The organism is Salinicola salarius, from assembly GCF_003206135.1.
GTDB classification, from domain to species: Bacteria; Pseudomonadota; Gammaproteobacteria; order Pseudomonadales; family Halomonadaceae; genus Salinicola; species Salinicola salarius.
Genome location: NZ_PZJT01000008.1, coordinates 47,555 through 71,038, shown reverse-complemented (window position 1 = coordinate 71,038; position 23,484 = coordinate 47,555). Strand labels below are relative to the sequence as shown.

23 protein-coding genes, 2 tRNA genes and 1 pseudogene are annotated in these 23,484 nt (G+C 59.9%); 12 read left to right on the top strand and 14 right to left on the bottom strand.

Going from position 1 to position 23,484, the window contains the following annotated elements; genetic code table 11:
* Positions 1 to 20 precede the first annotated feature (20 nt).
* On the bottom strand, positions 21 to 683 hold the full coding sequence (locus tag DOM32_RS09605) for a fumarylacetoacetate hydrolase family protein (RefSeq protein ID WP_110633817.1): 663 nt from the start codon (positions 681 to 683) through the stop codon (positions 21 to 23).
* A gap of 215 nt (positions 684 to 898) precedes the next feature.
* Positions 899 to 1,849, bottom strand: a complete 951-nt coding sequence (gene thpD, locus DOM32_RS09600; protein WP_071232676.1) for an ectoine hydroxylase — start codon at positions 1,847 to 1,849, stop codon at positions 899 to 901.
* A 395-nt stretch (positions 1,850 to 2,244) separates the two neighbouring features.
* Here thpD and DOM32_RS09595 point away from each other — a divergent pair, with 395 nt between their 5' ends.
* The gene (locus tag DOM32_RS09595) at positions 2,245 to 2,478 is read left to right on the top strand and encodes a hypothetical protein (RefSeq protein WP_110633814.1); all 234 of its coding nucleotides are present in this window, start codon (positions 2,245 to 2,247) and stop codon (positions 2,476 to 2,478) included.
* A gap of 33 nt (positions 2,479 to 2,511) precedes the next feature.
* Here the strand turns inward: DOM32_RS09595 and DOM32_RS09590 are convergent, their stop codons facing one another.
* From DOM32_RS09590 to DOM32_RS09580, 3 genes are all read right to left on the bottom strand, one after another.
* Positions 2,512 to 2,817 carry a hypothetical protein gene (locus DOM32_RS09590; protein WP_071232674.1) on the bottom strand — a complete coding sequence of 102 codons (306 nt, stop codon included), beginning with the start codon at positions 2,815 to 2,817 and terminating at the stop codon, positions 2,512 to 2,514.
* A 137-nt stretch (positions 2,818 to 2,954) separates the two neighbouring features.
* On the bottom strand, positions 2,955 to 3,491 hold the full coding sequence (locus DOM32_RS09585; RefSeq protein ID WP_110633812.1) for an HPP family protein: 537 nt from the start codon (positions 3,489 to 3,491) through the stop codon (positions 2,955 to 2,957).
* A 230-nt stretch (positions 3,492 to 3,721) separates the two neighbouring features.
* Positions 3,722 to 3,792 (bottom strand) — tRNA-Thr (locus tag DOM32_RS09580).
* 71 nt (positions 3,793 to 3,863) lie between these two features.
* Here DOM32_RS09580 and DOM32_RS09575 point away from each other — a divergent pair.
* The gene (locus DOM32_RS09575) at positions 3,864 to 4,424 is read left to right on the top strand and encodes a phage tail protein (RefSeq protein WP_110633810.1); all 561 of its coding nucleotides are present in this window, start codon (positions 3,864 to 3,866) and stop codon (positions 4,422 to 4,424) included.
* Here the strand turns inward: DOM32_RS09575 and DOM32_RS09570 are convergent, their stop codons facing one another.
* Positions 4,425 to 4,883, bottom strand: a complete 459-nt coding sequence (locus DOM32_RS09570) for a hypothetical protein (protein ID WP_110633807.1) — start codon at positions 4,881 to 4,883, stop codon at positions 4,425 to 4,427.
* Positions 4,884 to 4,897: 14 nt separating this feature from the next.
* Here DOM32_RS09570 and DOM32_RS09565 point away from each other — a divergent pair, with 14 nt between their 5' ends.
* The 5 genes from DOM32_RS09565 (at position 4,898) to DOM32_RS09550 (ending at position 8,744) form a co-directional block, all read left to right on the top strand.
* Entirely contained in the window at positions 4,898 to 5,341 is a 444-nt protein-coding gene (locus DOM32_RS09565; RefSeq protein ID WP_110633804.1) for a phage tail protein, read from the top strand.
* The gene (locus DOM32_RS09560) at positions 5,338 to 6,330 is read left to right on the top strand and encodes a phage late control D family protein (protein ID WP_208625355.1); all 993 of its coding nucleotides are present in this window, start codon (positions 5,338 to 5,340) and stop codon (positions 6,328 to 6,330) included. Before DOM32_RS09565 ends, DOM32_RS09560 begins: the two co-directional genes overlap by 4 nt.
* A 64-nt stretch (positions 6,331 to 6,394) precedes the next feature.
* Entirely contained in the window at positions 6,395 to 7,957 is a 1,563-nt protein-coding gene (locus tag DOM32_RS09555) for an anti-phage dCTP deaminase (protein WP_208625354.1), read from the top strand.
* A 67-nt stretch (positions 7,958 to 8,024) separates the two neighbouring features.
* A complete protein-coding gene (locus DOM32_RS17775) occupies positions 8,025 to 8,240 on the top strand; it encodes a hypothetical protein (RefSeq protein ID WP_157957062.1) in 216 nt (71 codons plus the stop codon).
* 117 nt (positions 8,241 to 8,357) lie between these two features.
* The gene (locus tag DOM32_RS09550) at positions 8,358 to 8,744 is read left to right on the top strand and encodes a hypothetical protein (protein WP_110633799.1); all 387 of its coding nucleotides are present in this window, start codon (positions 8,358 to 8,360) and stop codon (positions 8,742 to 8,744) included.
* Positions 8,745 to 8,795: 51 nt separating this feature from the next.
* On the opposite strand, the gene DOM32_RS09545 is transcribed toward DOM32_RS09550, so the two are convergent.
* Positions 8,796 to 9,110 (bottom strand): LexA family transcriptional regulator, encoded by a 315-nt coding sequence (locus DOM32_RS09545; protein ID WP_110633797.1) that lies wholly within the window; start codon positions 9,108 to 9,110, stop codon positions 8,796 to 8,798.
* On the opposite strand from DOM32_RS09545, the pseudogene DOM32_RS18315 reads away from it, so the two are divergent.
* Positions 9,044 to 9,481: pseudogene (locus DOM32_RS18315) on the top strand (LexA family protein); the annotation flags it as partial. The gene DOM32_RS09545 and the pseudogene DOM32_RS18315 overlap by 67 nt on opposite strands.
* A gap of 199 nt (positions 9,482 to 9,680) precedes the next feature.
* Here the strand turns inward: DOM32_RS18315 and DOM32_RS09540 are convergent.
* Positions 9,681 to 9,756: transfer RNA gene (locus tag DOM32_RS09540), tRNA-Thr, on the bottom strand.
* 82 nt (positions 9,757 to 9,838) lie between these two features.
* On the bottom strand, positions 9,839 to 10,945 hold the full coding sequence (locus DOM32_RS09535; protein ID WP_110633795.1) for an AI-2E family transporter: 1,107 nt from the start codon (positions 10,943 to 10,945) through the stop codon (positions 9,839 to 9,841).
* Positions 10,946 to 11,605: 660 nt separating this feature from the next.
* Here DOM32_RS09535 and DOM32_RS09530 point away from each other — a divergent pair.
* Together DOM32_RS09530 and DOM32_RS09520 are read left to right on the top strand one after the other, a co-directional pair.
* A complete protein-coding gene (locus DOM32_RS09530; protein ID WP_071232671.1) occupies positions 11,606 to 11,851 on the top strand; it encodes a hypothetical protein in 246 nt (81 codons plus the stop codon).
* A gap of 293 nt (positions 11,852 to 12,144) precedes the next feature.
* The gene (locus DOM32_RS09520; protein ID WP_071232669.1) at positions 12,145 to 12,621 is read left to right on the top strand and encodes a hypothetical protein; all 477 of its coding nucleotides are present in this window, start codon (positions 12,145 to 12,147) and stop codon (positions 12,619 to 12,621) included.
* A gap of 298 nt (positions 12,622 to 12,919) precedes the next feature.
* Here DOM32_RS09520 and DOM32_RS09515 read toward each other — a convergent pair whose 3' ends face one another.
* From DOM32_RS09515 to DOM32_RS09495, 5 genes are all read right to left on the bottom strand, one after another.
* Entirely contained in the window at positions 12,920 to 14,614 is a 1,695-nt protein-coding gene (locus DOM32_RS09515) for a methyl-accepting chemotaxis protein (RefSeq protein WP_110633791.1), read from the bottom strand.
* Positions 14,615 to 15,116: 502 nt separating this feature from the next.
* Positions 15,117 to 16,331: a non-homologous end joining protein Ku gene (gene ku, locus DOM32_RS09510; protein ID WP_157957061.1), complete on the bottom strand. Its 1,215-nt coding sequence runs from the start codon at positions 16,329 to 16,331 to the stop codon at positions 15,117 to 15,119.
* A complete protein-coding gene (gene ku / locus DOM32_RS09505) occupies positions 16,324 to 17,097 on the bottom strand; it encodes a non-homologous end joining protein Ku (RefSeq protein WP_110633785.1) in 774 nt (257 codons plus the stop codon). The genes ku (DOM32_RS09510) and ku (DOM32_RS09505) overlap by 8 nt, the downstream gene beginning before the upstream one ends.
* 44 nt (positions 17,098 to 17,141) lie before the next feature.
* Complete coding sequence (ligD, locus tag DOM32_RS09500; RefSeq protein ID WP_110633782.1) at positions 17,142 to 19,880, bottom strand: DNA ligase D; 2,739 nt, start codon at positions 19,878 to 19,880, stop codon at positions 17,142 to 17,144.
* 189 nt (positions 19,881 to 20,069) lie between these two features.
* Entirely contained in the window at positions 20,070 to 20,681 is a 612-nt protein-coding gene (locus DOM32_RS09495; RefSeq protein WP_071232665.1) for a hypothetical protein, read from the bottom strand.
* Positions 20,682 to 21,065: 384 nt separating this feature from the next.
* Here DOM32_RS09495 and DOM32_RS09490 point away from each other — a divergent pair, with 384 nt between their 5' ends.
* Positions 21,066 to 21,890 (top strand): manganese catalase family protein, encoded by an 825-nt coding sequence (locus DOM32_RS09490; RefSeq protein ID WP_110633779.1) that lies wholly within the window; start codon positions 21,066 to 21,068, stop codon positions 21,888 to 21,890.
* 286 nt (positions 21,891 to 22,176) lie between these two features.
* A complete protein-coding gene (locus tag DOM32_RS09485) occupies positions 22,177 to 23,439 on the top strand; it encodes an acetate/propionate family kinase (protein WP_110633776.1) in 1,263 nt (420 codons plus the stop codon).
* Positions 23,440 to 23,484 lie beyond the last annotated feature (45 nt).

Here is a 23,484-nt window from a genome sequence, read left to right as displayed (position 1 = left end):
CCCGTAGCCCGTAGCGGGTTTTATCGCGTACGCGTGCCGACATCCAGCCCCAGCGAGAGCGAGAGGCCGAGTACCGCGTCGCGGGGTAGCTGGCCGACGCCGGAGGGCGTGCCGGTCAGGATCACGTCGCCCGGCTCGAGGGTGAAGGTGCGGGTCATCTCCTCGATCAGCGACGGCATGTCGAACAGCATGTCGCTGGTCTTGCCGCTCTGCTGGCGCTTGCCGTCGATATCGAGATGGAACGTGATCGCGCTCCAGTCGACATCGCCTTCCACCGGCACGAAACGCGAGATCGGGCAGGCACCGTCGAACGCCTTGGCCCGCTCCCACGGGTGGCCCTTCTCCTTGAGCGCGGACTGCACGTCTCGCAGCGTCAGATCCAGCGCCAGGCCGACCCCGACCACGCCCTTCATCGCCTCTTTCGCACTGACATGACTCATGCGCTCGCCGATCAGCAGCGCCAGCTCGGTCTCGAAATGCACCTCGCCATGGGCGAACTGCTGCTCGATCGGCTCTTCCAGCTCGACGGCACTGGTCGCAGGCTTGATGAACAGGATCGGCGACTGCGGCACCGGGTTGTTGAGTTCCTTGGCGTGTTCGGCGTAGTTGCGCCCCACGCAGAGAATCTTGCCCAGCGGCAGGCCGGTCTCGAGACCGTCGGTGAATCGGGTGATGAAAGGCATGGCGAGCTCCAAAGCAAAAGCGATGACCGTTGAGAATCTCTAGAGATAGAGAGATCGATCTTCCAGGCGAAAATCGAGCCTCTAGACGCAAGAAGCCGCCGCTGGCGGCAACTCATCGAGTCTACCTCCAACGGCGGCTTATGGCACCACGCCGGCTTTTCGGTCAATTCCAAGCGCCTGCGGGCGGTCCGATACCGGCCGGCGCGATCAGGGCCTCAGTGCGTGCCCTGCTGGGGCGTCCACACTTCGTCCGGCTGATGCGCCAGGAACGACGGACGCTGCTTCCGGGCGCCGAACGGCTGCACGCAGGCATTGTCGCGACGGTTGTAGACGAAGAACGCATTGCTGCGCGGGTCCGGCGACATGTTGGCGTTGGAGCCATGCAGCGTGTTGCAGTCGAACAGCAACAGCCCGCCCGCGGCGCCGGTGGGCGCTTCGATACCGCGCTGATTGATCAGCTCGCGCAGCGCTTCGTTGCTCGGCACGCCAAGTTCCTGCTGCTTCAGCGACTGCTTGTGGTTGTCGTCCGGCGTCTCGCCCAGGCAGTGCACGAACACCTTGTGCGAGCCGGGGATCAGCATCAACGGGCCATTGAAGTGATGGTTGTCCGTCAACACGATCGAGGCGCTGACGGCGTGCATCTCGGGCATGCCGTCTTCGGCGTGCCAGGTCTCGAAGTCCGAGTGCCAGTTGAAGCCCTTGCCGTGGAAGCCGGGCTTGTAGTTGATGCGAGACTGATGCACGTAGACATCGCCGCCGACGATCTGACGGGCGCGGCCCATCAGGCGCTGATCCTGCGCCAATTCGTTGTAACGCGGGGACAGGTGATGAATCGCGAACAGCGAGCGGATCTCGTGGCTCTGCGGCTCGGTAATCGAGAAGTCCCGGTCACGGAAATCGTCGCGATCGAGCATCACGGCCAGTTCTGCCCGTAACGCCTCGAGTTCCGTCTGGCCCAGGAAGTTGGGCTCGAAGAGAAAACCATCGCGTTCGAAGCGATCCAGTTGCTCGCCGCTCAACGGGCCATCCAGATGGCGCCCCTTGACGACCTCCTCCTGACGCGGCTGCCAGAGCGCTTCCTGCGGCTGGCGTAGGCGTGTCGGATAGCGATCCTGCTTCGTCCACGTGGCATTCTGGGTTTTGGGGGATGCGGTCTGTACTGACATCCAATCACCTCCAAGTTTGTGATCAGGGTTCAGATCCAGTCCTAGGTGCGATGAAGCATCGAACAGTGCGTCGCACTAAACTTGATTAGGAAAGGGTCAAAGGATCCTCGGTTATCTTTCAAAGGGATACTCATCCTAGAAAAACGGACGGAAATTTCAAATCCTGCAACGGTGGAAGCCGCCGCCGCTTCTCCAGTGGCGCTCACGGTGACATCCGCCGACCGCGGCAACGATAACGTGAATCAATTAATGCTGAATCGCCTCTGACCCGCTTACACGACGACACAATGCCGGATACGGCTTTCATCATGGCGTCATACCACCACGCCACACTACGCCCCCAGAACGACGAGCCCAGACCACGCTCGCCTCTTCCCAATCTCTGGAGGTACGCCATGATTCGCGTCACGCTGGATCTCACCTGCTCGATCTGCGATCACGATCAGTTCTATCTCCCCGTGCGGGCCGAGGAGAGGCAGCAGATTCGCTGCGCGAACTGCACCGCCTTCAAGTGCTACTCGGCAGACCTGGAAAACGCGATGATCGCCCTGAGTCGTGACAGAATGCGTGACAAAAAGAAACACTCCAGCCAGGGCCGGCCGGGGCAGGATCGCGCCAACGCCGCATGATCGTCGGCGATGGCGACATCGACGGCATGACGATCAGTCCATCGGCGTCGTGCCGGCCTTGTCTGACGTCTTGGCAGCGCGAGGATTCGGCAGTCGCCAGGCGGTGGGTTCCCAGTCATGGTAGGGCCGCATCGGCTTGACCACCGCATCCCGATAGAAAGAGACGAACGGCTCGGCAATCAAGGGCGGGTCGGCCTTGGGGACATCGCCAAAGTGGCAACGGAAGTTGGCACAATTCAGCGGTTCTTCTGCATGGGCACTGGCGCCCCCGCCGGCGCTCGAACCCGCGCTCCAACTCATCACGCAGACGACGGTCATGAAACAGCTGAGGGTTTTCATGGCATTCCCGTTTCTGATGGCCCGCTCGCCGGGCCGGAATCGCGACGAAAACCCTGAGTGTAAGGAGGCGCACGACCTGGCGCCGCCTGAAAGCTGTAGTACCCGAGGCGCGAGAAACATCAGGTGTCAGTCGTGGCTTACCACCAGTGCAGCGGATAACGGCGATGCCGCGCCAGATTGTTGATCAGCACCGCGATGAGCAGCATCAGCAGGCACCCGGTCGCTACCGGGAAAAACGCATAGGACCAGCCAAGCGAGTGCAGCTCCCCGGACCCGATCACCGCGATCAACGCCGTCGCGCCGCCCGGCGGATGGAGCGTGTGGGTCAACTGCATCAGCAGGATGGAGGTCGATACCGCTACCGCCGCCGCGATCCAGCTATCGCCAAGCAGCTTCCAGACCAGTACGCCGCACAGCGCCGAGAGCAGATTGCCGAACAGCACGTTGCGCGGCTGGGCGAGCGGGCTTTCCGGCGCGGCATAAAGAAGCACCGAGGTCGCGCCGAAGGATCCCACCATCAGCAGCGAATGCGTCTGAAGCGACTGCGCGCTCAGCCATCCCACACCGGCCATGCCCAGAAACGCGCCCAGCCATGACCAGACCGCGTCACGCCAGCAGGGAGTCTTGCGGCTCACTGGCGAGCCTTTCATCTTGCCGAGATACGTCTTGACCATCTTGACCCAGGAAGCCGATAAAAAAGGAGCGCTATATTGCCATCGGGCAACGAGCCCGCCAAATAGCGCTTGGCTATGGTTTTAGAGTGCGACGCGAGGAAAAACGGCTGGACTTCGATTCCTGAACGGAAAAGGCCACAGCAACTGCTTGGATCTCTGCTACGTGGCGAAGGCAGGAAAATCTATGTCTTCGAATAAGGGAGGAGACCGGCAAATGCTCTAGAAAAACCTGGTGCCGGTAAGTGGACTCGAACCACCGACCTACGCATTACGAATGCAAGAGCAATGCACCACACCATGCGACTTACAGTCTACAACTCCCGTAATCACGGGCCTCTAGCGCCAACCTGACAAGTCACCGATGGTCGCTTTTTGGCACACCAACTGTACCAAGAATGGAACGCAGGTAAAGAAGCGGCCAACGGCCTCGGCGAAGGCATCAAGAATGGTGCGGCATCGGTTGCCGATCGCGCCGGTGACATGGCCAACGGCGCCATTCAGAAAGCGCGCGATCTGCTGCGCATCAACTCGCCGTCTCGCGTATTCCGGGAGATCGGCGGTTACACCGTCGAGGGATTCAACCAGGGGCTCGATCAGAAGCGCGATGAGCCGGCCCAGCGCGTCGCCGCAATCGCCAAGCGCGTCACCCAGGCCGGCGCCGGCATCGCCTTCGGCGCTGCTACCCTACCCGTGGCGGCCATGCCAGCCATCGACGCCGGGCGCGGCATCCCCCTGGATACCCGACCACCGATGGCCGCGTCGGGCGGCGGCACGGTCCAGGTAACTATTGGCGACATCAACGTCCACGCTGCCCCCAGCATGGACGAACAAGCGCTCGCTCGTTACGTCGCCGCCGAGGTACAGCGTGCCCTGGCCGCCGCCGAGCGCGACGCCGCTGCGCGTACCCGACGCAACCTCTACGACAACGACTGATCAGTGATAGCGCGGTGGCTTGGTGCGAATAAAGTGAGGGGGTTTTGCGGACTGGATTCGATCAGCCCGAGCCCGCGCCCGTAGCGCGAAAAACAGATATGCAACGCTGCTGATAAGCGCGCTTAAGAATCCCGACATCAGCGCAACACCCAGCAACCATGCAGGGTCATTTTCAAGGCTAGATAGCGCCGCGAGAAGCATCGAGAAAAATACTGCGAATAGCGCAAACACCAACGCGCCCTGCGCATGCTCGTCTGATGGCTCGCGAAGCAGGAAGCCAAGCATGGTACCGATAAGGAGGTAGAGAGGCTCGCTGTTACTGGACTGGGCGAGCCGCAGAACATACCCACGGTCACCGCTGAGATCAGCAATGGAAACGATGATCAGGCAAAGGACGAAAAGCGCCACTTCAGCCTTGAGGTTAAAGATACGTTTCAGTTTGAGTTTTAAACCCAGCATTCAAGGTTCCCAATATGATGATGGTCTACGGCATGTTCGTTTTCTCGTTATCGACCGCCGCCTACCAGGACTTCAGGCGCCAGACGCAGTGGCGAAACTCCAGCCTCTCGCGCATCGGCAAGCGCCCGGCGATTCAGTTTCTCGGCCCCGGCACGGACAAGATCACTCTCGCCGGCGAGCTATATCCCGAATTCACCGGTGGCCAGTCCAACCTCGACCAGCTACGCGCCATGGGTGACCAAGGCGCAGCATGGCCGCTGATCGAGGGAACCGGGCGCATGTACGGGCTGTACACTATCGATTCAATGGACGAGGGCAGCGACCGCCATTTCCGCGACGGCGCGGCGTCTCACATCACGTTCTCACTCTCGCTCTCGCGCATCGATGACGAGCGCCGGGAGCTTCTCGGCACCATCAGCGGAACCGCATTGCGAGCCGCCACGCAGGCACTGGCATGAGCCGCGTGGGACGCCCGGCTCGCACGCCGGACTATCGCCTAGCCATCGGCGGCGAGCAGATCACCCCGCGCGTTCGCGGTCGCCTGCAGCGTCTCACGCTGACGGATCGCCGGGGCCTCGAAGCGGATCAACTGGATCTCACGTTGACCGACGACGATGGCCAGCTCGCCCTCCCCCGCCGCGGCGTCGAGATCCATGTCGCCATCGGCTGGGCCGGTGAGCCGCTCACCGACCGGGGCACGTTCATCGTCGACGAAGTGGAGCACGCCGGCGCGCCGGATATCCTCTCGATCCGCGCCAGTAGCGCCGACTTTCGTGGGCAGTTCCCCGTCAAGCGGACGCAGAGCTGGCACCGCACCACCATCGACGACATCGTGACCACCATCGCCAAGCGCCACTACCTCACACCACGCATCGGAAACCAACTGTCGGTCATCGGTATCAAGCACATCGACCAGACAGAAGAGTCCGATATCAACTTCCTCACGCGGCTTGCCGAGCGCTATGATGCCATCGCCACCGTAAAGGCGGGGAATCTGCTGTTTATTCCCGCCGGGCAGGCCACCACTGCCAATGGGCTCGAGATTCCCCCGATCGTCATTCGCCGACAAGACGGCTACCAGCATCGCTACAGCGTGACCGATCGCGACAGTTATTCCGGCGTAATCGTTGCCTGGCACGACACCAACGGCGCCCAGCGCCGCGACGTCATCGCAGGTGCCGACGACAACGCCAAGCGCCTGCGATCCATCTATGCCAACGAGGCGGACGCCCTCGCCGCCGCACGGGCCGAGTGGCAACGCCTGCAGCGCGGCCTCGCTGAATTCAGCCTAACGCTCGCCGAAGGCCGGCCGGACATCTACCCGGAAACTCCGGCGCGCTGTTACGGCTGGAAGCGAGAGATCGAGGAAACCGAGTGGCTGCTGACAGAGGTGCGTCATGAATTGATGATTCAGGCTATACCAATGTCCTACATCTCGAGCTCGTAACCATTCAGTAGACATCTGTAACATCCTAGATGCAGAATCACAAAAACAGCTTGGGGGACGTAATGTGGCAGCACAACGAGAAGTGATACCAACGGTTGAAGCCTCGAACGAGAGTCATGAGCTAGGAGAACTCGACAGCCAAGCTGCAATCGCAAAAACAGCAACCCCTGAGATTGTCATAGCTTTGTGTGGTCCGCTTGGCACACCGCTTCACGAGGTGGCGAAAGAGTTCAAAAGCCTCTTGTCAAGCTCCGACTACGGTTATGAAAGTGTAAACGTTATAAGACTCAGTTCGGAGATAAGAAAGCAGGCTGGTATTCCAGAGACCGAGCATTCAATTAACCAGCTAATTGAGGCGGGAAACACCTTACGTAAAAGTAAAGGTAACCGAATACTCGCCTCACTCGCCGTGAGGCAAATTGCTCTACATAGAGAAAATATACAGCAAGAATCGAACAAAGATATTCCAAAAACTGTAGGTGGTGAGACGATACCCACCGTAACCCCTAAAACCTGTCACATTATTGACTCTATCAAACATATAGAAGAACTGGAGCTCTTGCGATCAATCTATGGGAATATGTTGCACGTGATCGGTGTATACTCCCCTATTGAAGTGAGGGTGCAAAAGCTTGAAAGAATAAAAGGGCCAAAAGACCAAATACATGAGCTCATTGATCGAGATTCAGGAGAGGAATTAGGGCATGGTCAACAGGTGGGTGACACTTTCCCTCAAGCAGATTTCTTTATGCGTATTGACTCTGGCACTGATAGTCAAAGGAAGGACAGAGCCAGAAGATTTTTAGACCTTATGCTTGGCACGAAAATTATAACTCCTACTATCGCTGAACGGGCAATGTATACTGCTTTCTCAGCTGCTCGAAATTCAGCTTGTCTTTCACGCCAAGTGGGTGCTTCAATTACAAATCAATCGGGTGAAATTTTAGCAACTGGTTGGAACGACGTTCCGCGACCATTTGGTGGGCTCTACGAGTCGATTGATATTGGCACTACCACTGACAATGACCACAGGTGTTGGAACAAAGACGGCGGCCACTGCTTTAATGATAGTGAGAAAAACAAGATAGCAGACGCAGTTGTAGATAAGCTCATTGAAAAGAGGATAATTGCCGAAGAGAAAAAAACGGAGGCATTTGCTGTCATCAGAAAAGATTCACAGCTCAAAACTTTAATAGAGTTTTCTCGAGCAGTGCATGCTGAAATGCACGCTTTGCTCAGCGCGGGCTCGACTAAAGGCGACCAAATCAAAGGTGGGAAGCTTTTTGTTACAACATATCCTTGCCATTCCTGTGCGAGACATATCGTTGCGGCAGGCGTGTCTGAAGTTTACTTTTTGGAACCTTATCGTAAAAGCCTAGCTACTAAGCTTCACGACGATGCCTTGACGGAACAAGAGAGCGATGGCAAAAAAGTCAGAATCATACCCTTCGACGGTGTAGCACCCTCTCGCTATCTGAGCTTCTTCTCAACAGGCGTCAATGGGAGAAAAAATAAAGAAGGAAAAATGCAGCTATCTCCTGCATTTCCAGTCACAGCACCTACTATTGAGGCGGTGGCGACGCTTGAGGGTATCGTCGTCAAGCGGCTACAATCGCTTGATCAGTAGAACTGCTCAACATCAGCGGTCTAGGCGGCCTCCCATGGCCGCATTGGGAGAACCAGGAGAAAAGTTCATGACTCAAGAGCATCAGTTGGATCTCTTCAACCCGAGCGCTCTTCCCTTTTCATCAATTGCCGAGGAGCCTCATTCCGTCAAACCCGAAGAATGGGCGCAGGCTGACTCGCAAGTCATTGAAATTAAAAATTTTTTATCGAAAAGAAATTATGTGCAAGATAGTCATGAACGTACACTTCTGGACCTGATTGCAAACCGCGCAAAATTATTCTGACGCTACGCTGCGGGATCACGTAAGCCCGCAGCGTTGCCTCCTCAGTCCCCTAAGCACTCAGTAGCGGCAGCCATTCGACTTGGAACTGCCACTGTATTTGCACCTCGCGTCTCAACGATGACCCACTCCTACCAACATAACCATGAAGCGCTTGTTAGCGAGCTGACAGATAAAGAACTCTCCGCTCTGCTAGTGGTAGCGTCAGAAGAATGGCGCCGGCGTCGGAAAGCCAGCGAGGAAAACCAGGCAGAAGAAAAGGTGCTCCCCACGGCAAGCGAGGCCGATGCACCGGATAAAGAAACGATCGCCGAGCTCCGGCTCATCCGTGACGATCTGATCGACGGCAAGGCCATTCCAAGATCTCACCGGCAATTCGTGAGAAGCGTGGAGTTACGCTATCCCGATTGGGTCAAGGGTTTTGGCCTACCCGCACGCACCAGCCCCGACGACTGGGTCTACGCGCGGATGCTTTTACAGCGCGCCCCTAGCAACTCGAATGGCTAAGCCTACGTCACATACCGCCGTGCCTGGCTGACCACCACACCCAGCATATCCTCACGCACGAACAGCGAATCCCGTCCCTGCAGCGGTATCAGTCGCACGCGTCCACCGATACACCAGGTTTCTGGCCAGCAGATGCTCTCCTTCGACCTTTGCGATCGCCAGGTCGTCATTTGTCGCCAGCCGATCCTCGTCGGCAATCAACACATCGCCTTCGATCAGTGGCCCGTTGAATCCCGCGCCCTTTTTCAGCTCCACCGCGAAACAGCTCGGCGGGAAGCTTCCCAGGTCATAGCCAGTCAATGCTGGATGCCCTAACCCCATCATCAGCGGCCCCAAATACTGAACCTGCATCGTTTCCCCACGCATGCAATTTTTTCATGTTTGTCAGAAGCCGCGCCGTTGCCAGCCCCGTTCCGTTTTCGTCCACCGGGTCATCAAAGAAACGATTGCCCGGGGATCGCTTTTCGTTAAATACTGTATATCTATACACTATCTCTAGGGAAGGCAGATGCATTATGAGGTCGGGCTTTATCTTCGCCACTGCGGCACCGGCACCACTCCGGGTTGAGATTCCGTTTCCGCTGACGCTCACGCGGGGCGGGTTATCTGGCTTTCCCAGTCCGGCAGAGGACTACGCTGGCCGCACGCTCGATCTCAACCAGCGCTTCATCAAGCGCAAGTCCTCGACCTTCTTCCTGACGGTCACCGGCGATTCAATGACTGAATATGGTATCTCCGATGGCTGCCTGCGCCTTCGTATCGAATGTGGCGCTGATCTGGGGGTAGCCTTTCTTACGAATGATCGCTCGCCAGGAACCGGAGCGTTTTTGGAACGTAGCCATAGCGTTACCTGCGGAGATGTACCGCAAGTGTGCCAAATACTGGATAAAAAGGAAGTGATACTAGGCAGGATCGGGCGCAAACCCTTGATATGCCTGGTGCCGGTAAGTGGACTCGAACCACCGACCTACGCATTACGAATGCGTTGCTCTGCCAGCTGAGCTATACCGGCCAGGCGGCGCCTATCATAATCATCAAATTCGCGGCGGACAACTGGGAAACCGCACGCCTGGCTGCGCCCAGCGTCTGCCGGGTCAGCGCTCCCGGTTCTCCGAGGCGATCTCGTCCGAGGGCGCCACGTCTGGCGACAATTCCGCTTCCGCCTGTTCCTGGCGATACAGCGACCAGACGACGATGAACAGCGCGGCGATCAGCGGGCCGAGCACGAAGCCGTTGATGCCCATCAGCGTCATTCCGCCTACCGTGGAGATCAGCACCACGTAATCGGGCAGCTTGGTCTCCTTGCCGACCAGCGGCGGACGCAGGAAGTTATCGACGAGCCCGATCACCACCACGCCGACGAAGATCAGTATCGCCCCTTTGACGTAGGCTCCGGTGATCAGAAGGTAGGCCGCCACCGGCACCCAGACGATCGCGGAGCCGATCGCCGGCAGCAGCGACAGGAACGCCATCATCACGCCCCACAGCAGCGCGGCTTCGATCCCCAGCGCCCAGAAGGCGACGCCGCCGATCGCGCCCTGCACCATGGCGATGATCACGTTGCCCTTGACGGTGGATCGCACCACGGCGGTGAACTTGTCGATGAGCTGGTAGGTGTATTCGTCGCTCAGCGGGATCGTGATGCGGATTTGCTGTCCCAGGGATCGGCCATCCCGAAACAGGAAGAACAGCAGGTAGAGCATGATCCCGGCGCTGACCAGAAACTGGAGCGTGTTCTGACCGATGCTCAGCATGTGGGTGGCGATCAGTTGGCTGCCCTGTTCCAGGGCGGATGCCAGACGATTGCTGATATCGGAAAGGCTGCCGAAGCCGGCGTCGCCCAGCCAGGTCTGCGCCGAAGCCGGCAGCGAACTCTGGAACTGCTGGATGTAGTCATTGAAGTCGATATCGCCGCTGCCTACACGCTGGTAGACGCTGGCGCCCTCCCGCACCAGAGCCCCGAAGATCAGTGACATCGGGATGATGACGATGAACACGCAGGCCATCACGCTGACCAGCGCTGCCACGTTGCGGTGCCCTTGCAGCCGGGCCTCCAGCCGCCGATGCATGGGCTGGAACAGGATCGCCAGTATCACCGCCCAGAGCACGGCACCGTAGAACGGCAACAGCAACCAAACGAAGGCGATGGACACTAGCGTCAGCAATAAGATGAACGCCTTGTGCTGGCTCAGAGAACTCATGAAGATTCCGACTCGAAAGGAGATGTGCACTAAGCATAGCGGCCCTGACGCACGGACGTTCAGTAGAGAATGTGGCAATCGCCTCTTTCCCGGCACTCGCGGCGAGACGATCGAGCGAAAGCGGAGTTCCGCTCGGTGAACTCGAGCCAGCGGAAAGCGCCGCCCGAGACATAAAAAAGCGCCAAGCCTCACGGCTGAGCGCTGGTCCGACGCGTCGTCCCTGATGCTGAACCGAGCTTCCCGCTCTGCGCGTCCCTGTCGTGACGACGCCTTCCTGGCATCGCACCTGCAGTATGAGGCCGGTAGATGACAGAAAGTTAACAGCCGCCGACACCCTTGCAGAGAGGGCCTTCGGTCAGGGCTACAGACGGCATAATTGCAGCACGCAAATTAAAGTTACAAAAGTTTTCAAAATAATGATTATCATTTTATACAATAAATTCAGATACTTATCTATTAATACTTAACCTGGGATAGGGTTGTCCAAATCTCCGATTCGTACAACACTTGTACAGCACTGGGGGCTATGCCAGCATGAATTCGTCAGCCGGCAAGGAGAGCCGGTCAGTACCGGGCAAGGATGCCCCAGCAGTATGCGGCAAGGATTGCCACAAATTTCTGGTGAGCCAGAAACCAACTTAAAGCCAAGGAGGGCTGATCGTGAAAGACGCCATTTCATGCACCCGCTGCGGTAACGCTCAATCGGTTCCCCTCGAGATTCATGAAGAGTGGGACGAGATCAGCTGTACGGAATGCGGAGAGTTTCTCGACACCGTAGGTCATTGGGCGGATTCCCAGTCGCCCAACTATTCAGTGCAGATTCTCAACCAGTGTCGCAGCCTGACGCTCAAGATGGCACGCGAGAGCCGCCCCCTCAACGATCATTACCTGAGGGCTACGGCATGATCAGAGTGACGCTGGACCTCAGCTGTTCGATTTGCGGCCATGAGCAGTTCTATCTGCCAATCAATAGTCAGGAAGGCACCAACGTGCGCTGCGCCAATTGCAGTGCATTCAAGTGCAAGACATTGGATCTGGAGAAGGCGCTGAGCGCGATACAGAGAACGCGGTCGATCGATCGCCCAGTCGCAGCCTGATCTGCATCACCGTTTCTCAAAACCGCCTGCATTCAGGCGGTTTTTTGTTTCTGGCGAACTATCATGAATCGAAACCGCATGAGCTTGAGGTGAGGGGGCGCCATGGTCGACATCACGCAGCTGAAGCACCATATCAACGAGGAAATCCGCCACTGTCAGCAGCGATTGGCGGATTTCGAGCAGCAACTGGATACCTGCAAGGAACAGCTACGCGCGCTGCAGAGCCATATCGAGGGCTGGGTAGCCGCGCTGGAGATCGACGGCGTCAATATTCATTATGATGATACCGCGCATACGCTCGAGAAATTCGACGAGACGTTCCAGATAACGCTTCAGGAGCAGACCGTTTCGTTCGGCAGCTGCAAGCTGCATGTCGAGCCGGAAGAGCAGTACCTCCATGGCAACCGGATACTCCTGTTCGCCTCCTCGGACGAGGACGACATCAAGGAGATCATCGAATCCGAGGGCGAGTACTACTTCGCCGACCTGCAGTTCGGTCAGAAGCGCGATCTATCCAAGTATGAGCCGCTGACCGAAGAAACCTTCTACAAGCTGCTCTACGGCTGGCTCCGGGCATGAGTCCCGCGGCTGCCCCGTCCCGCCTGGCTTCCAAAAACAGGCTTCCAAAAACAGGCTTCCAAAAACAGGCTTCCAAAAAAAAGGCCCCGAACAGTGTCGGGGCCAAGTGTGTTTCGCAGGAATCGAAACCGGGCACAGTCTAGCCTGTTGCCTGCCCGATAAAGTGACGACAAAAGCGTGGTTTAGCCTTTAATTCGTTGTTGCTAAAGTCCTATCTCGGTATGGATAAAACCCCGACTCGTCGCTGCGATCACGCCTCGTTTTTGCGCGTCCGGCGCCTTGACCGACTCGCACGGCGTCAGAACGCGCTCCACTCTTCGACGGCGTCTTCCCGATCACGTGCGCTGGAGGCCGACCGTTGCCGCGTAACCGGTCGTTTAGCGCCTCGATCGACCACGGCCGGCGATGATGCCGATGCCACCGGGGCGATCCGTACAGTGGTAGCAGCGGCGCCCTTGAAGAACGACACCTCCTTCAACAGGGCCGCGGCCTGGCTCTGCAACGAACGTCCCGCCGCGCTGGATTCTTCCACCAGGTTCGCGTTCTGCTGGGTCACGCTGTCCATCTGCGAAACCGCGGTATTGATCTGCTCGATACCCTGCGACTGCTCGCGACTGGCTACCGCGATCTCCCCGACCAAAACGGTCACACGCTTGACGCCCCCGACGATTTCCTCCAGCGCCTGACCCGCCCGGTTCACCAGTTCGCTGCCGGCATCCACCTGGCCGATGCTCTCTTCCACCAGTTGCTTGATCTCCCTGGCGGCCTCGGCGCTGCGCCCGGCAAGGTTGCGCACTTCGCTGGCCACCACGGCGAAGCCACGGCCCTGCTCACCGGCGCGCGCCGCTTCCACCGCCGCATTCAGCGCCAGCAGATTGGTCTGGAAGGCGATCTCGTCGATCAAGCCGACGATACCGGCGATCTTGCGGCTCGACGTATTGATCCCTTCCATCGCCTTGATCGCCCGCCCGGCGACCTCGCCCCCGACATTGGCGCGGTGGCTGACATCATGCACGAGCCTATCGGCTTCGGCGGCGTTCTCCGCGTTCAGGCGCACGGTCGAGGTAATCTCGTCCATCGAGGCCGCCGTCTGCTCGAGGCTGGCCGCCTGCTCCTGGGTGCGACGGCTGAGATCGTCGGTGCCCTGGGCAATTTCGTCCGCCGCGCTGCTGACGGATTCGGCGTTGTCACGCACGCTCATGACGATCCTGGAGAACTGGCTCTCCATGGCCTGGAGCGAGCGCAGCATCACGCCGAATTCATCCTTGCTGGTGATCTCGATGTCGTTGTCGAGCCTGCCGCGAGCCATGGCATTGGCGAGTGCCTGCGCCTTGCCCAGCGGCGCCATGATGCCGCGGATCAGCCCCAGGGCCATCGCCACGCTCAGCACGAGCGACCCGAGCATGGTGCCGATGATGATATTGCGCCCCCATTCGTATTCGACAACCGCGCTCTCGAACGCCTCGGCCGCCTGCGCGCTGTTGCGGTCGATCAGCGTCTGGATGGCGTCCAGCGCCGCGGGGTACTGCTGGCGCAGCGTCGTCGTCGCGATGAGGCGGGCTCGATCGAAGTCGTTGCCGATCATCGCCGCGTTGAGCTCGGCGATGGTGGCCCGCAAGCGGGTCAGCGCGGCGATGAAGGCGTCCGCCATCTCCCGCTCCTGCGGGCCACTGAGACGTTGCGGATAGTAGTCTTCCCAGGCGGCATCGATGACGGCATCGTTATCCGCGACCTCCTGCTGCGTCACGCGGGCGGACTCCGGGTTTCGGTCACGCTGCTCCGCGGTGATCTTGACCCGATTGCTGAGCAGGGCTCGATCGATTCGGCTGAGGTCCGTCAGGGTCATCACGTTCCCTTCATAGGTCCGTTCGAGAGCGGCATTGTTGTCGCTCAGACAGAGCAGCCCGACGACTCCGATAATGAACAGCATGACGATACAGGCGCCCAGGCTCGCGGCCAGGCGGAGTTTGACGCTTCGATTCAGTAGCAGCATGGTAAAAAGCCCCGATAGATGCCCTTGGCTCAAGCCTCAGGGCAAGTGAAACTGGTCTCGGCAGGCGAGGATTCTCCATGGAGAATTCGTTTCATGCCGCGAGACGCTCTATCGGCGCTGCACAAATAAACTTAATTTTATTTAGTGTTTTAAGGCAGGGTTCGCCACCGAGACTCCCACCGGTTAAGTCACATCAACCCATCTTTTTATTTTCTAAAAATCCATTTAAAAACAATAGCTTAAAAATAAGAAAACTTTCTTTTTCATTGATTAACCACCCAATTCACCATGACCGTTATCGGCCCAGGATAAGTATGGAATTTCTGGTACTTTTATCCTACAAAACCGAGCGCCGTATAATTACCGGCCTTCGGCGATATCCCTGCCTTCGCCGAGTCGCGCTGGCTGAAGAGCTGAATGGCTGAAGAGCCGAACTGCTGAATGGATGGATATCCGAATAGCCGGATGGAAAAGCAATGTCAGGTAGTGCCACCGCCTCGCTTCAGCGCTGGCGGCCTATCGCGTCGATCAATTCCGCCTTGCTCATGCCGCTTCGCCCGGCGATGTCGCGCTGCTGCGCCAGCTCGTAGAGCGCTTCACGGGTGAGCGAGGAGAGTTCGGCTTTCGTCGATTTCTTGTTGCGGTTGCCGGATGGCTTCGCCCGCTCGCCTCCTGACTTGCGAGGCTTCTCGGTCCGGCCTTTCGTTTTCCGAGACCTGTCTTCGCTTGTCGACGAGTCCTCGTCCCGCGACTTGCCCTTGCGGCCACTCGTCTCCTTGCGGCCATTCGTCTGCTGGCGTGAGGGCTCGACCCGGCCGCGCTTGAGGCTGCGCTTGAGCACCTGCATCAGATCGATGACCTCGGCGCCTTCCTGCTCGTCGTCATCGTCCGCCGCCGCGCGGGAGGATTCGACCGGCACGATATCCTCGTGGCGACGGCGCTTTTGACGGACCCGCTTCTTGAGCGCCTCGATATGCGGATCGATCAGTTCATCGGGATCGAAGCGCTTCGCCTCGAGCTTGTCCATGGCGCGCTGCATCTGCCGCTGGCGTGTCGCATCCGGCTCGCCCGGCGCGTCCAGGCCGAGGCTCTGCGGCGTGCGCAATTCGTCATGAAAGCGCAGCGCCTCCGCTCGCAGGATGCCGTTCTCGGCCACAATCGCCACCAGCACCTCCCGCCCACGCATCACCAGCGTGGCAATGCCCGCCCGGTTGGCGTTTTCCATCGCCGCGGCCAGCAGCCGATAGGGCTTGAGCGCCCCACTGCCGTTGCCCGAACGAGAGTCCGGCACCAGGAAGTAGGCGCGCCGGAAGTAGAGCGGATCGAGCTCGTCCAGCGAGACAAACCGGCTCAGTTCGATCTCGCGCCGATGTTCGAGCGTGGCATCCTCGATCTCCTGGTCTTCGACGACCACGTAACGGTCCTCGTCGACCTCGACGCCCCGCGCCAGCTCGCTCGACTTGAGCGGCTTGCGCCCGGTCTCGCTGAAGAAACGCCGGGACAGCGGCCTGCCTTTGTCATCGACCTCTTTCAGTATGACGTCCCGGGCATGCTGGGCGGGATAGAGACCGACCGGGAGATTGACCAGCCCGAAGGCGATGGTGCCGGACCAGAACGGCCGCGGCCCACGAAAGCCGCTGTCGTGGTGCTGCTGCTTGTCCGACTTCGATGTTTTCGGCTTCGTTGTTTTCGACTTCGACGTTTCCGACTTAGGCACGCTTGCGCTCCCGGGCCAGACTGGCCTTGAGTGACGAGGCGATATCGTCGGTGGGTTCCTGCCGACGGCGTCGCTTGACCTTGACTCGCTTGCCGCTGCGCTTGGTCTCCACCAGCGCCTCCAGCCGCTGGCGGTATTCGTCCTGATAGGTTTCCGGCTCGAAATCGGCGGCATACATCTCGACTAGGTCGGTCGCCATCTTCACTTCGCTGTCGTTCAGCTTGCCGCCGCCGGGCGGATCCAGCGCATCGGCATCGACGACCTCGTCGAGATGACGCAAGGTGATCAACACCGGATGGCCGTCGTGGTCGCGCAGCGCGCCGACGTAAGCCTTGTGCCGCATCACCCAGTGGACCAGCCCTTCCCGACCGCTATCGGCAAGTGCGGCGGCGAAGGCGTCGAACGTGTCTTCGTCGCCATCCGGCCCGAGAAAATAGGGGCGCTGGTACCACTGGTTGTCGATGACCCCCTCGGGGAGAAAGTGCATCACCTCGATCTCCCGCGAGGGCGCCGGCGCCAGCTCGTCCAGCTCCTCCTCGTCGAACAGGATGCGATCCTGCTTGTCGATGACCGCCTTGTGCCGGTCGTCCCGCGATACCATCCTGCCGCTCTGCGGCTCGATCATCGCCTGATGCACGGGGCGATGCCGACGCCGGTCGAGCAGCCGAAAATGGACGTTGCGGTCGCTGACCGCCGTATAGAGCTTCACCGGCACCCGCTCTCCGCCGAAACCGATGACACCTTTCCAGACTGCGCGAGCGCTCATCGTTCTGTTTCCTCACTCATTCCGACCATCCTCCCGTCAGACATTCAGACCTCCATTCCGGCATCGCGGCAGCGCTGCTTGGTCAGCCGTTGGCGGGCGTCATCGAACCCGGCCCAGGGGTCCTGCTCGAGCGAGGCCAGCCGACGCGGCAGGTTGGTCAGCGTGTATCGATCGGCCTTGAGTTTCGGCCCGAGCTCATCCCAGCGGATCGGCGTGGCGACCGGCGCGCCGGGCCTGGCGCGGACCGAATAGGAAGCCACCGCCGTGGCGCCCCGGCCGTTGCGCAAGTAGTCGAGGAATACCTTGCCGCGCCGGGCCTGCTTGGACATGTTGAGCGTCAATTGATCGGGATGGCGATCGGCGCAGCGCTCGCAGACCGCCTCGGCGAACGCCTTGGCGGTGTCCCAATCGGCGTGCGGCTTGAGCGGGACCACCAGATGCAGCCCCTTGCCGCCGGTGGTGCGCAGGAACGCGACGAGATCGAGCTCGGCCAGGGCCTGACGCAGCTCGCCGGCGACATCGATGACCGCCTGCCACTTGCAGTCCGGCGCGGGATCGAGATCGAACACCAGCTGGTCGGGGCGTTCGAGGTCGTCGACGCGACTGTTCCAGAGGTGGAATTCGATGGTTCCCATCTGGACCAGCGCCACCAGATCGGCCGCGCTGCGGACATAGAGATAGTCATGCTTGCCGGACTTCTCGGCGATGGCCACGCTCGGCAGGTCGTCCGGCATGGTCTCGCTGGGGTGCTTCTGGACGAAACACTCCTTGCCAACACCGCCGGGGCAGCGCAGCAGCGTCAACGGCCGCTGGGCGAGACCGGGCAGGATCCAGCCGGCCTGCTCGGCATAGAATTCGGCGAGCGCCCGCTTGGTGATCCCTTCCTCTTCGAACAGCACCCGATCCGGATGCGTCAGCCGAATGCCTTCGATCCTGACGTCACCGCTGCCGCTCGCCTTTGCGGAGCCGTCCGTCTTTGCGGCGCTGCCGCTCGTCTTTGCGGATGAACGATTGTCGTTGGCCTGTTTCGTCATGGTCGCCCCCGAGGCTTGCTGCTGGCTCAATCGAATGTCCCTGGGATCGCGGTCCTCGCGCACGCCACGAAAGCGCGGGTGGCGCAGGCGCCCGTCGTTGGTCCATTCGCTGAAGTTGACATCGATCACGCGCTTCGGCGTGACCCAGTGGCTGCTGGCCAGATCGGGAATGTCACGCTCGACGAAGGGCGAGGTCTTGCGCGGCGAGCGGGCCAGGTCGCGCTGCCACTCGGCGAGCTGGGCGTGGGAAAACCCCGCCCCGACCCGCCCGCAGTAGCGCAGTTTGCCCGCGTCGTCGTAGGCGCCGATCAGCAGCGAACCGAAGCCGCTGCGCGATCCCTGGGGATCGGTATAGCCGCCGACCACGAACTCCGCCTGACGCTCGGTCTTGGTCTTCAGCCAGTCCCGATTGCGGCGGCCGCGATAAGGGGCGTCGGCGCGCTTGGAGACGATCCCCTCCAGACCCTGGCGGCTCGCCTGTTCGTAGAACGCCTCGCCCTGCCCTTCGATGTGATCGGTATAGCGCAGCATGCCGCCGTTGCCGATCCCCACAGCTTCGCAGACCTGAGTCAGCACCGCCTTGCGATCTCGCAGGGCCGCGTCGTCGAGTGTCACGCCCTCGAACCCGAGGCCGTCGAGATAGCGCAGATCGAATATCTGATAGACCAGTCCGGCGGTCTTCTCTTCGCTCAGCGCGCCCTGCAGACGCCGGAAGTCGCTGACGCCGTCGCGTCGCAGCGCCACGACCTCGCCATCGAACAGCGCCTTGTCCAGCGGCAGGGCTTCGATCGCCTCGGCAATCTCGGGAAAGCGGTCGCGCCAGTCATGGCCGTTGCGGGTCAGCAGGCGCACCTTGCCGCCGTCGAGCCGCGCCAGAATGCGGTAGCCATCGAACTTGATCTCGTGGAACCAGTCGTCACCGGCCGGCGCCTCGTCGACCAGCGTGGCCAGCTGCGCCTTGGGCTGGGCCGGAAAGCTCGCCTGGCGTGCACCGTCGATCTGATCGGGATCGATCTTGATGGCACTGGCCTTGCGGCTACTGCTCGAGTGTTTGCCGCCGCTTTTCGATGAGGTTGTTGATGATGAGGATTGGGACGACGAGGACTTCGTCGACGAGGATTTCGAAGCCGAGCTTGTTGATGACGAGGTTGCTGATGACGAGGATTCGGACTTCGCAGAGGCGGATTCGGGCTTCCCTTCGGCGATCTCCGCCATGCGCCGATTCGAGGCGACGCTGACGTCATCCAGGCTGTCGGGCACGTGGGCATCGCCGTCGTCGTGGCGCTTGATCATCAGCCACTGCCTGCCGCTTCCCTGCTGGCCGTCGCCACTTCGACCGCGCATGCGCTTGAGCGTCCAGGCGCCCTTGAGCTTGTCGCCGTCGAGTTCGAAATCGATCTGGCCGTCGTCGTGCTTGCCATTGACGCGCCACTCGCCGCGATCCCAGATCATCACCGTGCCGGCGCCGTAACCCTCGGGGATCACGCCTTCGAAATCGCCGTAGTCGAGCGGATGATCCTCGACCTGCACCGCCAGATGCTTCTCTCCCGGCTCGAGGCTCGGCCCCTTGGGCAGCGCCCAGCTGCGCAGCACGCCATCCTCTTCCAGTCGCAGGTCGTAGTGCAGCCGGCTGGCGTCGTGCTTGTGGATCACGAAACTCGACCGCGACCGCTTCCTGCCGCGTTTGCCGCGAGGTTCCGGCGAGCGCGAGAAGTCTCGCTTGTTGCGATAGGTCTCGAGGTCAGCCATCCGTTGCTCCCTCACGATAGCCTGGCGAATGGAACGATAGCCTGGCGAATGGAAACGATAATCTGCCGATGGAGACTTCAGCGTAGTCGACGCCAATCGGCACGTCAGATCATTGATTCAGGTCATCCAGCGCTGATCCCTGGCCACCACGCGGCTCCTGATCGTTAATCCAGTTGGTCGTGCGACTAGTTAGTCGTTCATCTCGCGAATCCATTGACGCACCTTGTGTCGGCGCCAATGGGACGCGTAGCGGCGGGTATCGTGGGAGGTCGGGGTCAGGTAACACCCGTTTTCGTCCTCGCTCAGTTCGAACGTTCTGAGCGCACCGACCGGCGCGTCCTCACTGCCGTATACGGCGATGAAACGCAGCTCGATCGCTTGGAGGACGATCTCGTCGTCGGCGATGCCGTGGTAGGTCTGCACTTTCTGGATGATGCCTTCGAAGGTGCCGATATCGTTGAAACTGCCGGGCATCATCGGCCCCTGTCGTGTCGTCTCCGCCAGCTGGGACGACTTCGGTTTTTCGGCATCTTCCATATCGATCATGCTGATAGCGTAATTGCCCTTGTCCGTGTGCAGGATGGCGAAGATATGTTCGATGAAGATCGCTTCCGGACTCATGTTGCTGACGACACAACGGGCCTGCAGCGTCTTTCCGCCGCCGCGATTGATGATGATCTTGGGTTGCCGCTGCCTTCTGAAATTCAGATAGAGCAGTTGCGCGTAAAACAGCCATACCAGAAGCGTGAAAAAGCCAGTCACCGCATTGATAGCGGAACTATGGTTCGATAACCATTCCATGATTCATTGCTACCTTTGACGTGCCATATCGATGATTATCCGACTCAGAGTGGCGCTAACGGTTGCACTCATGAAAAGTAAAAGCATCAACAATTATCGCCAGTTAAAAGCCATGCCGTTATTAACCGAAGGTAATTATTGCTTTACAAAAAATGGGGAAAAAGATCTCGAGAGGAGAAACTGGAAACGCGGCTTCGGATGACATTCTGGCCTGATGGCCGATAGAGGATACAAATAAAAACCTAATAAACAGGCCTTTTTAACCTGGATCAGTAGCGCTGTTATTCATGGCAACTAGCTTCTGATAGGCATCGGCTATTTTTGATGGCAACCGCTTCCTGAACCCATCGGATAGCTTCGCTACCTCGTTCCCGGAGAAAAACCATGTTCCATCATTCATCCAAACTTCAGTACCCGGTCAAGGTCGATCAGCCCGACCCCCAGTTTGCCATGCTGCTGCAGCAGGCAATCGGCGGTGTCGAAGGTGAGATTCGGGTCGCCATGCAGTACTTCTTTCAAGCCATGGGGGCCCGCGGTGACGATCGCATTCGCGATCTGCTGATGTCCACGGCCACCGAAGAGCTGGCTCACATCGAAATGCTCGGCCATGCCGTCGCCCTGAACCTGGAAGGCGCGCCCGTCTCCTATCAGGAGGAATCGGCCAAGGATCCGATCATCAATGCCATCCTCGGCGGCGCCAATCCTCGCCACCTGCTTTCTTCCGGCCTTTCCGCCATGCCGGTCAATGCCAACGGCGTGCCGTTCGACATGAGCCATATCTATGCGACCGGCAACGTAGCGGCGGACATGATGGCCAACGTGGCCGCGGAATCCAGCGGTCGCGTGCTGGCCTCGCGGCTGTACAACTGGACCAGCGATAAAGGCATGAAGGATTTCCTGTCGTTCCTGATCGCTCGCGATACCTACCACCAGCAGCAGTGGCTCGCGGTAGTCGAGGAACTGGGCGGATTCGAGAAGCAGTTGCCGATTCCCAACTCGACGCCGGAGGCTCACGAGGCAATGGAACATTCGTACTACTACCTCAATACGCTGATGGACAAGGAAGCGCCGATGGGCCGCTGGAATCAGGGGCCGTCGCTGGATGGCAGGGCCGAGTACACGACGCGCCAGGCGCCCGAACCCGAAGGCCAGGCGCCGTCGCTGGGCAAGGCCAGGAAGAATTCCGGCGCTCAGAAAGAGCAGCTGTAACCCGGCGAGGCGAGCGTGACGCGTGTCGCGACCGACACGCCTCGCTGAGGCATGCCGCATTCATCGACGTGTCGGTCCCTGAACGAGACTGGTCCCGAATTCATCGGGGCCAGTCGTCATTTGAAGGGGCGGCCCGGGTCGACCACCTTGATATCGGTGCGTCGTGGCTCGCTCGCGCCCTCCGTTCTCCACTATCGTCGGTGAGTCGCTATGGCCCGCTCGCCGCTATAGTCAGCAAGTCGCAATAGCCAGCCAGTCGCCATAGTCAGCAACAGGACAAGACCTCATGGCCGCGTCATCCGCCTATATCATCGCCCTCAATGCCGGTTCCTCCAGTATCAAGCTTTCGCTCTATCGCACCGACGATACGACCTCGCCCGAACTCATCGCCAAGGCCCAGGTTGAGGAGATCGGCGATTCGCCGCATCTGTTCGGAAAGCTGGCCGATGGCAGCGTTTTCCTCGACGAGACGCCAAATGATCACGAGCTGCCGGATCATGACAGCGCCTACGCGCGATTGCGCGAAGCGCTGGATGCACGATTCGGCAAGCTGGAACTGGCCGCGGTCGGCCATCGCATCGTCCATGGCGGCGACCTCTTTTCCATGCCGACGGCCATCGACGACGCCACCCGCGAAAGTATCGCGTCACTGGTCCCGATGGCGCCGCTGCATCAGCCGCATCATCTGGAAGGTATCGATGCCGTCAGCCGTTTCGCCCCCGAGACGTTGCAGGTCGCCTGCTTCGATACCAGCTTCCATCTCGGGATGCCCTGCGTCGCCCGGTTGACCGGACTCCCCTATCGCTTCTTCGAGCAGGGCATCCGCCGCTTCGGCTTTCACGGGCTCTCCTACGAATACATCGCGGGCCGATTGCCCGATGTCGACCGACGTCTGGCCGAGGGCCGTACCATCGTCGCCCACCTGGGCAACGGTGCCAGTCTCTGCGCACTGCAGGCCGGCAGGAGCGTCGATACCACGATGAGCTTCACGGCGCTGGACGGGCTGCCGATGGGGACGCGCTCGGGCGCCCTCGATCCGGGGCTGGTGCTCTATCTCGAGCATGAACTCGGCTATTCGAGCGAGAAGCTGCAGACGCTGCTCTATCACGATGCCGGGCTGCTCGGGCTTTCCGGTATTGACAGCGACATGCAGACACTGCTGGAGAGCGATTCGCCCCGGGCACGGTTGGCGGTGGACTTCTTCGTCTATCGCGTCGCCCAGGAGATGGGGCGCATGGCGGTGAGCCTGGGCGGTGTCGATGGGATCGTCTTTACCGCCGGCATCGGCGAACACGCGGCGCCGATTCGCCAGGCCGTCATCGAGCGGCTGGCCCCGCTGTGGTCGGTGGCGCTGGACGACACCGCAAACCGGGCCGCCGAGCCAGGGCGCATTTCGACGCCGGATAGCGCAGTCGCCGCTCACGTCATCCCCACCGACGAGGAGACGATGATCGCCCGGCACACCTGGCAGCTTTACCGGTTACGCACGCGGGGCGACGCCAGCGAGTCGGCCCCGAAGCCGGATCAGGATCAGGACCATCGCGCCTAGAAATCTGCCCGAACCATCAAGCCACCAGCCATTGGCATCCGACCT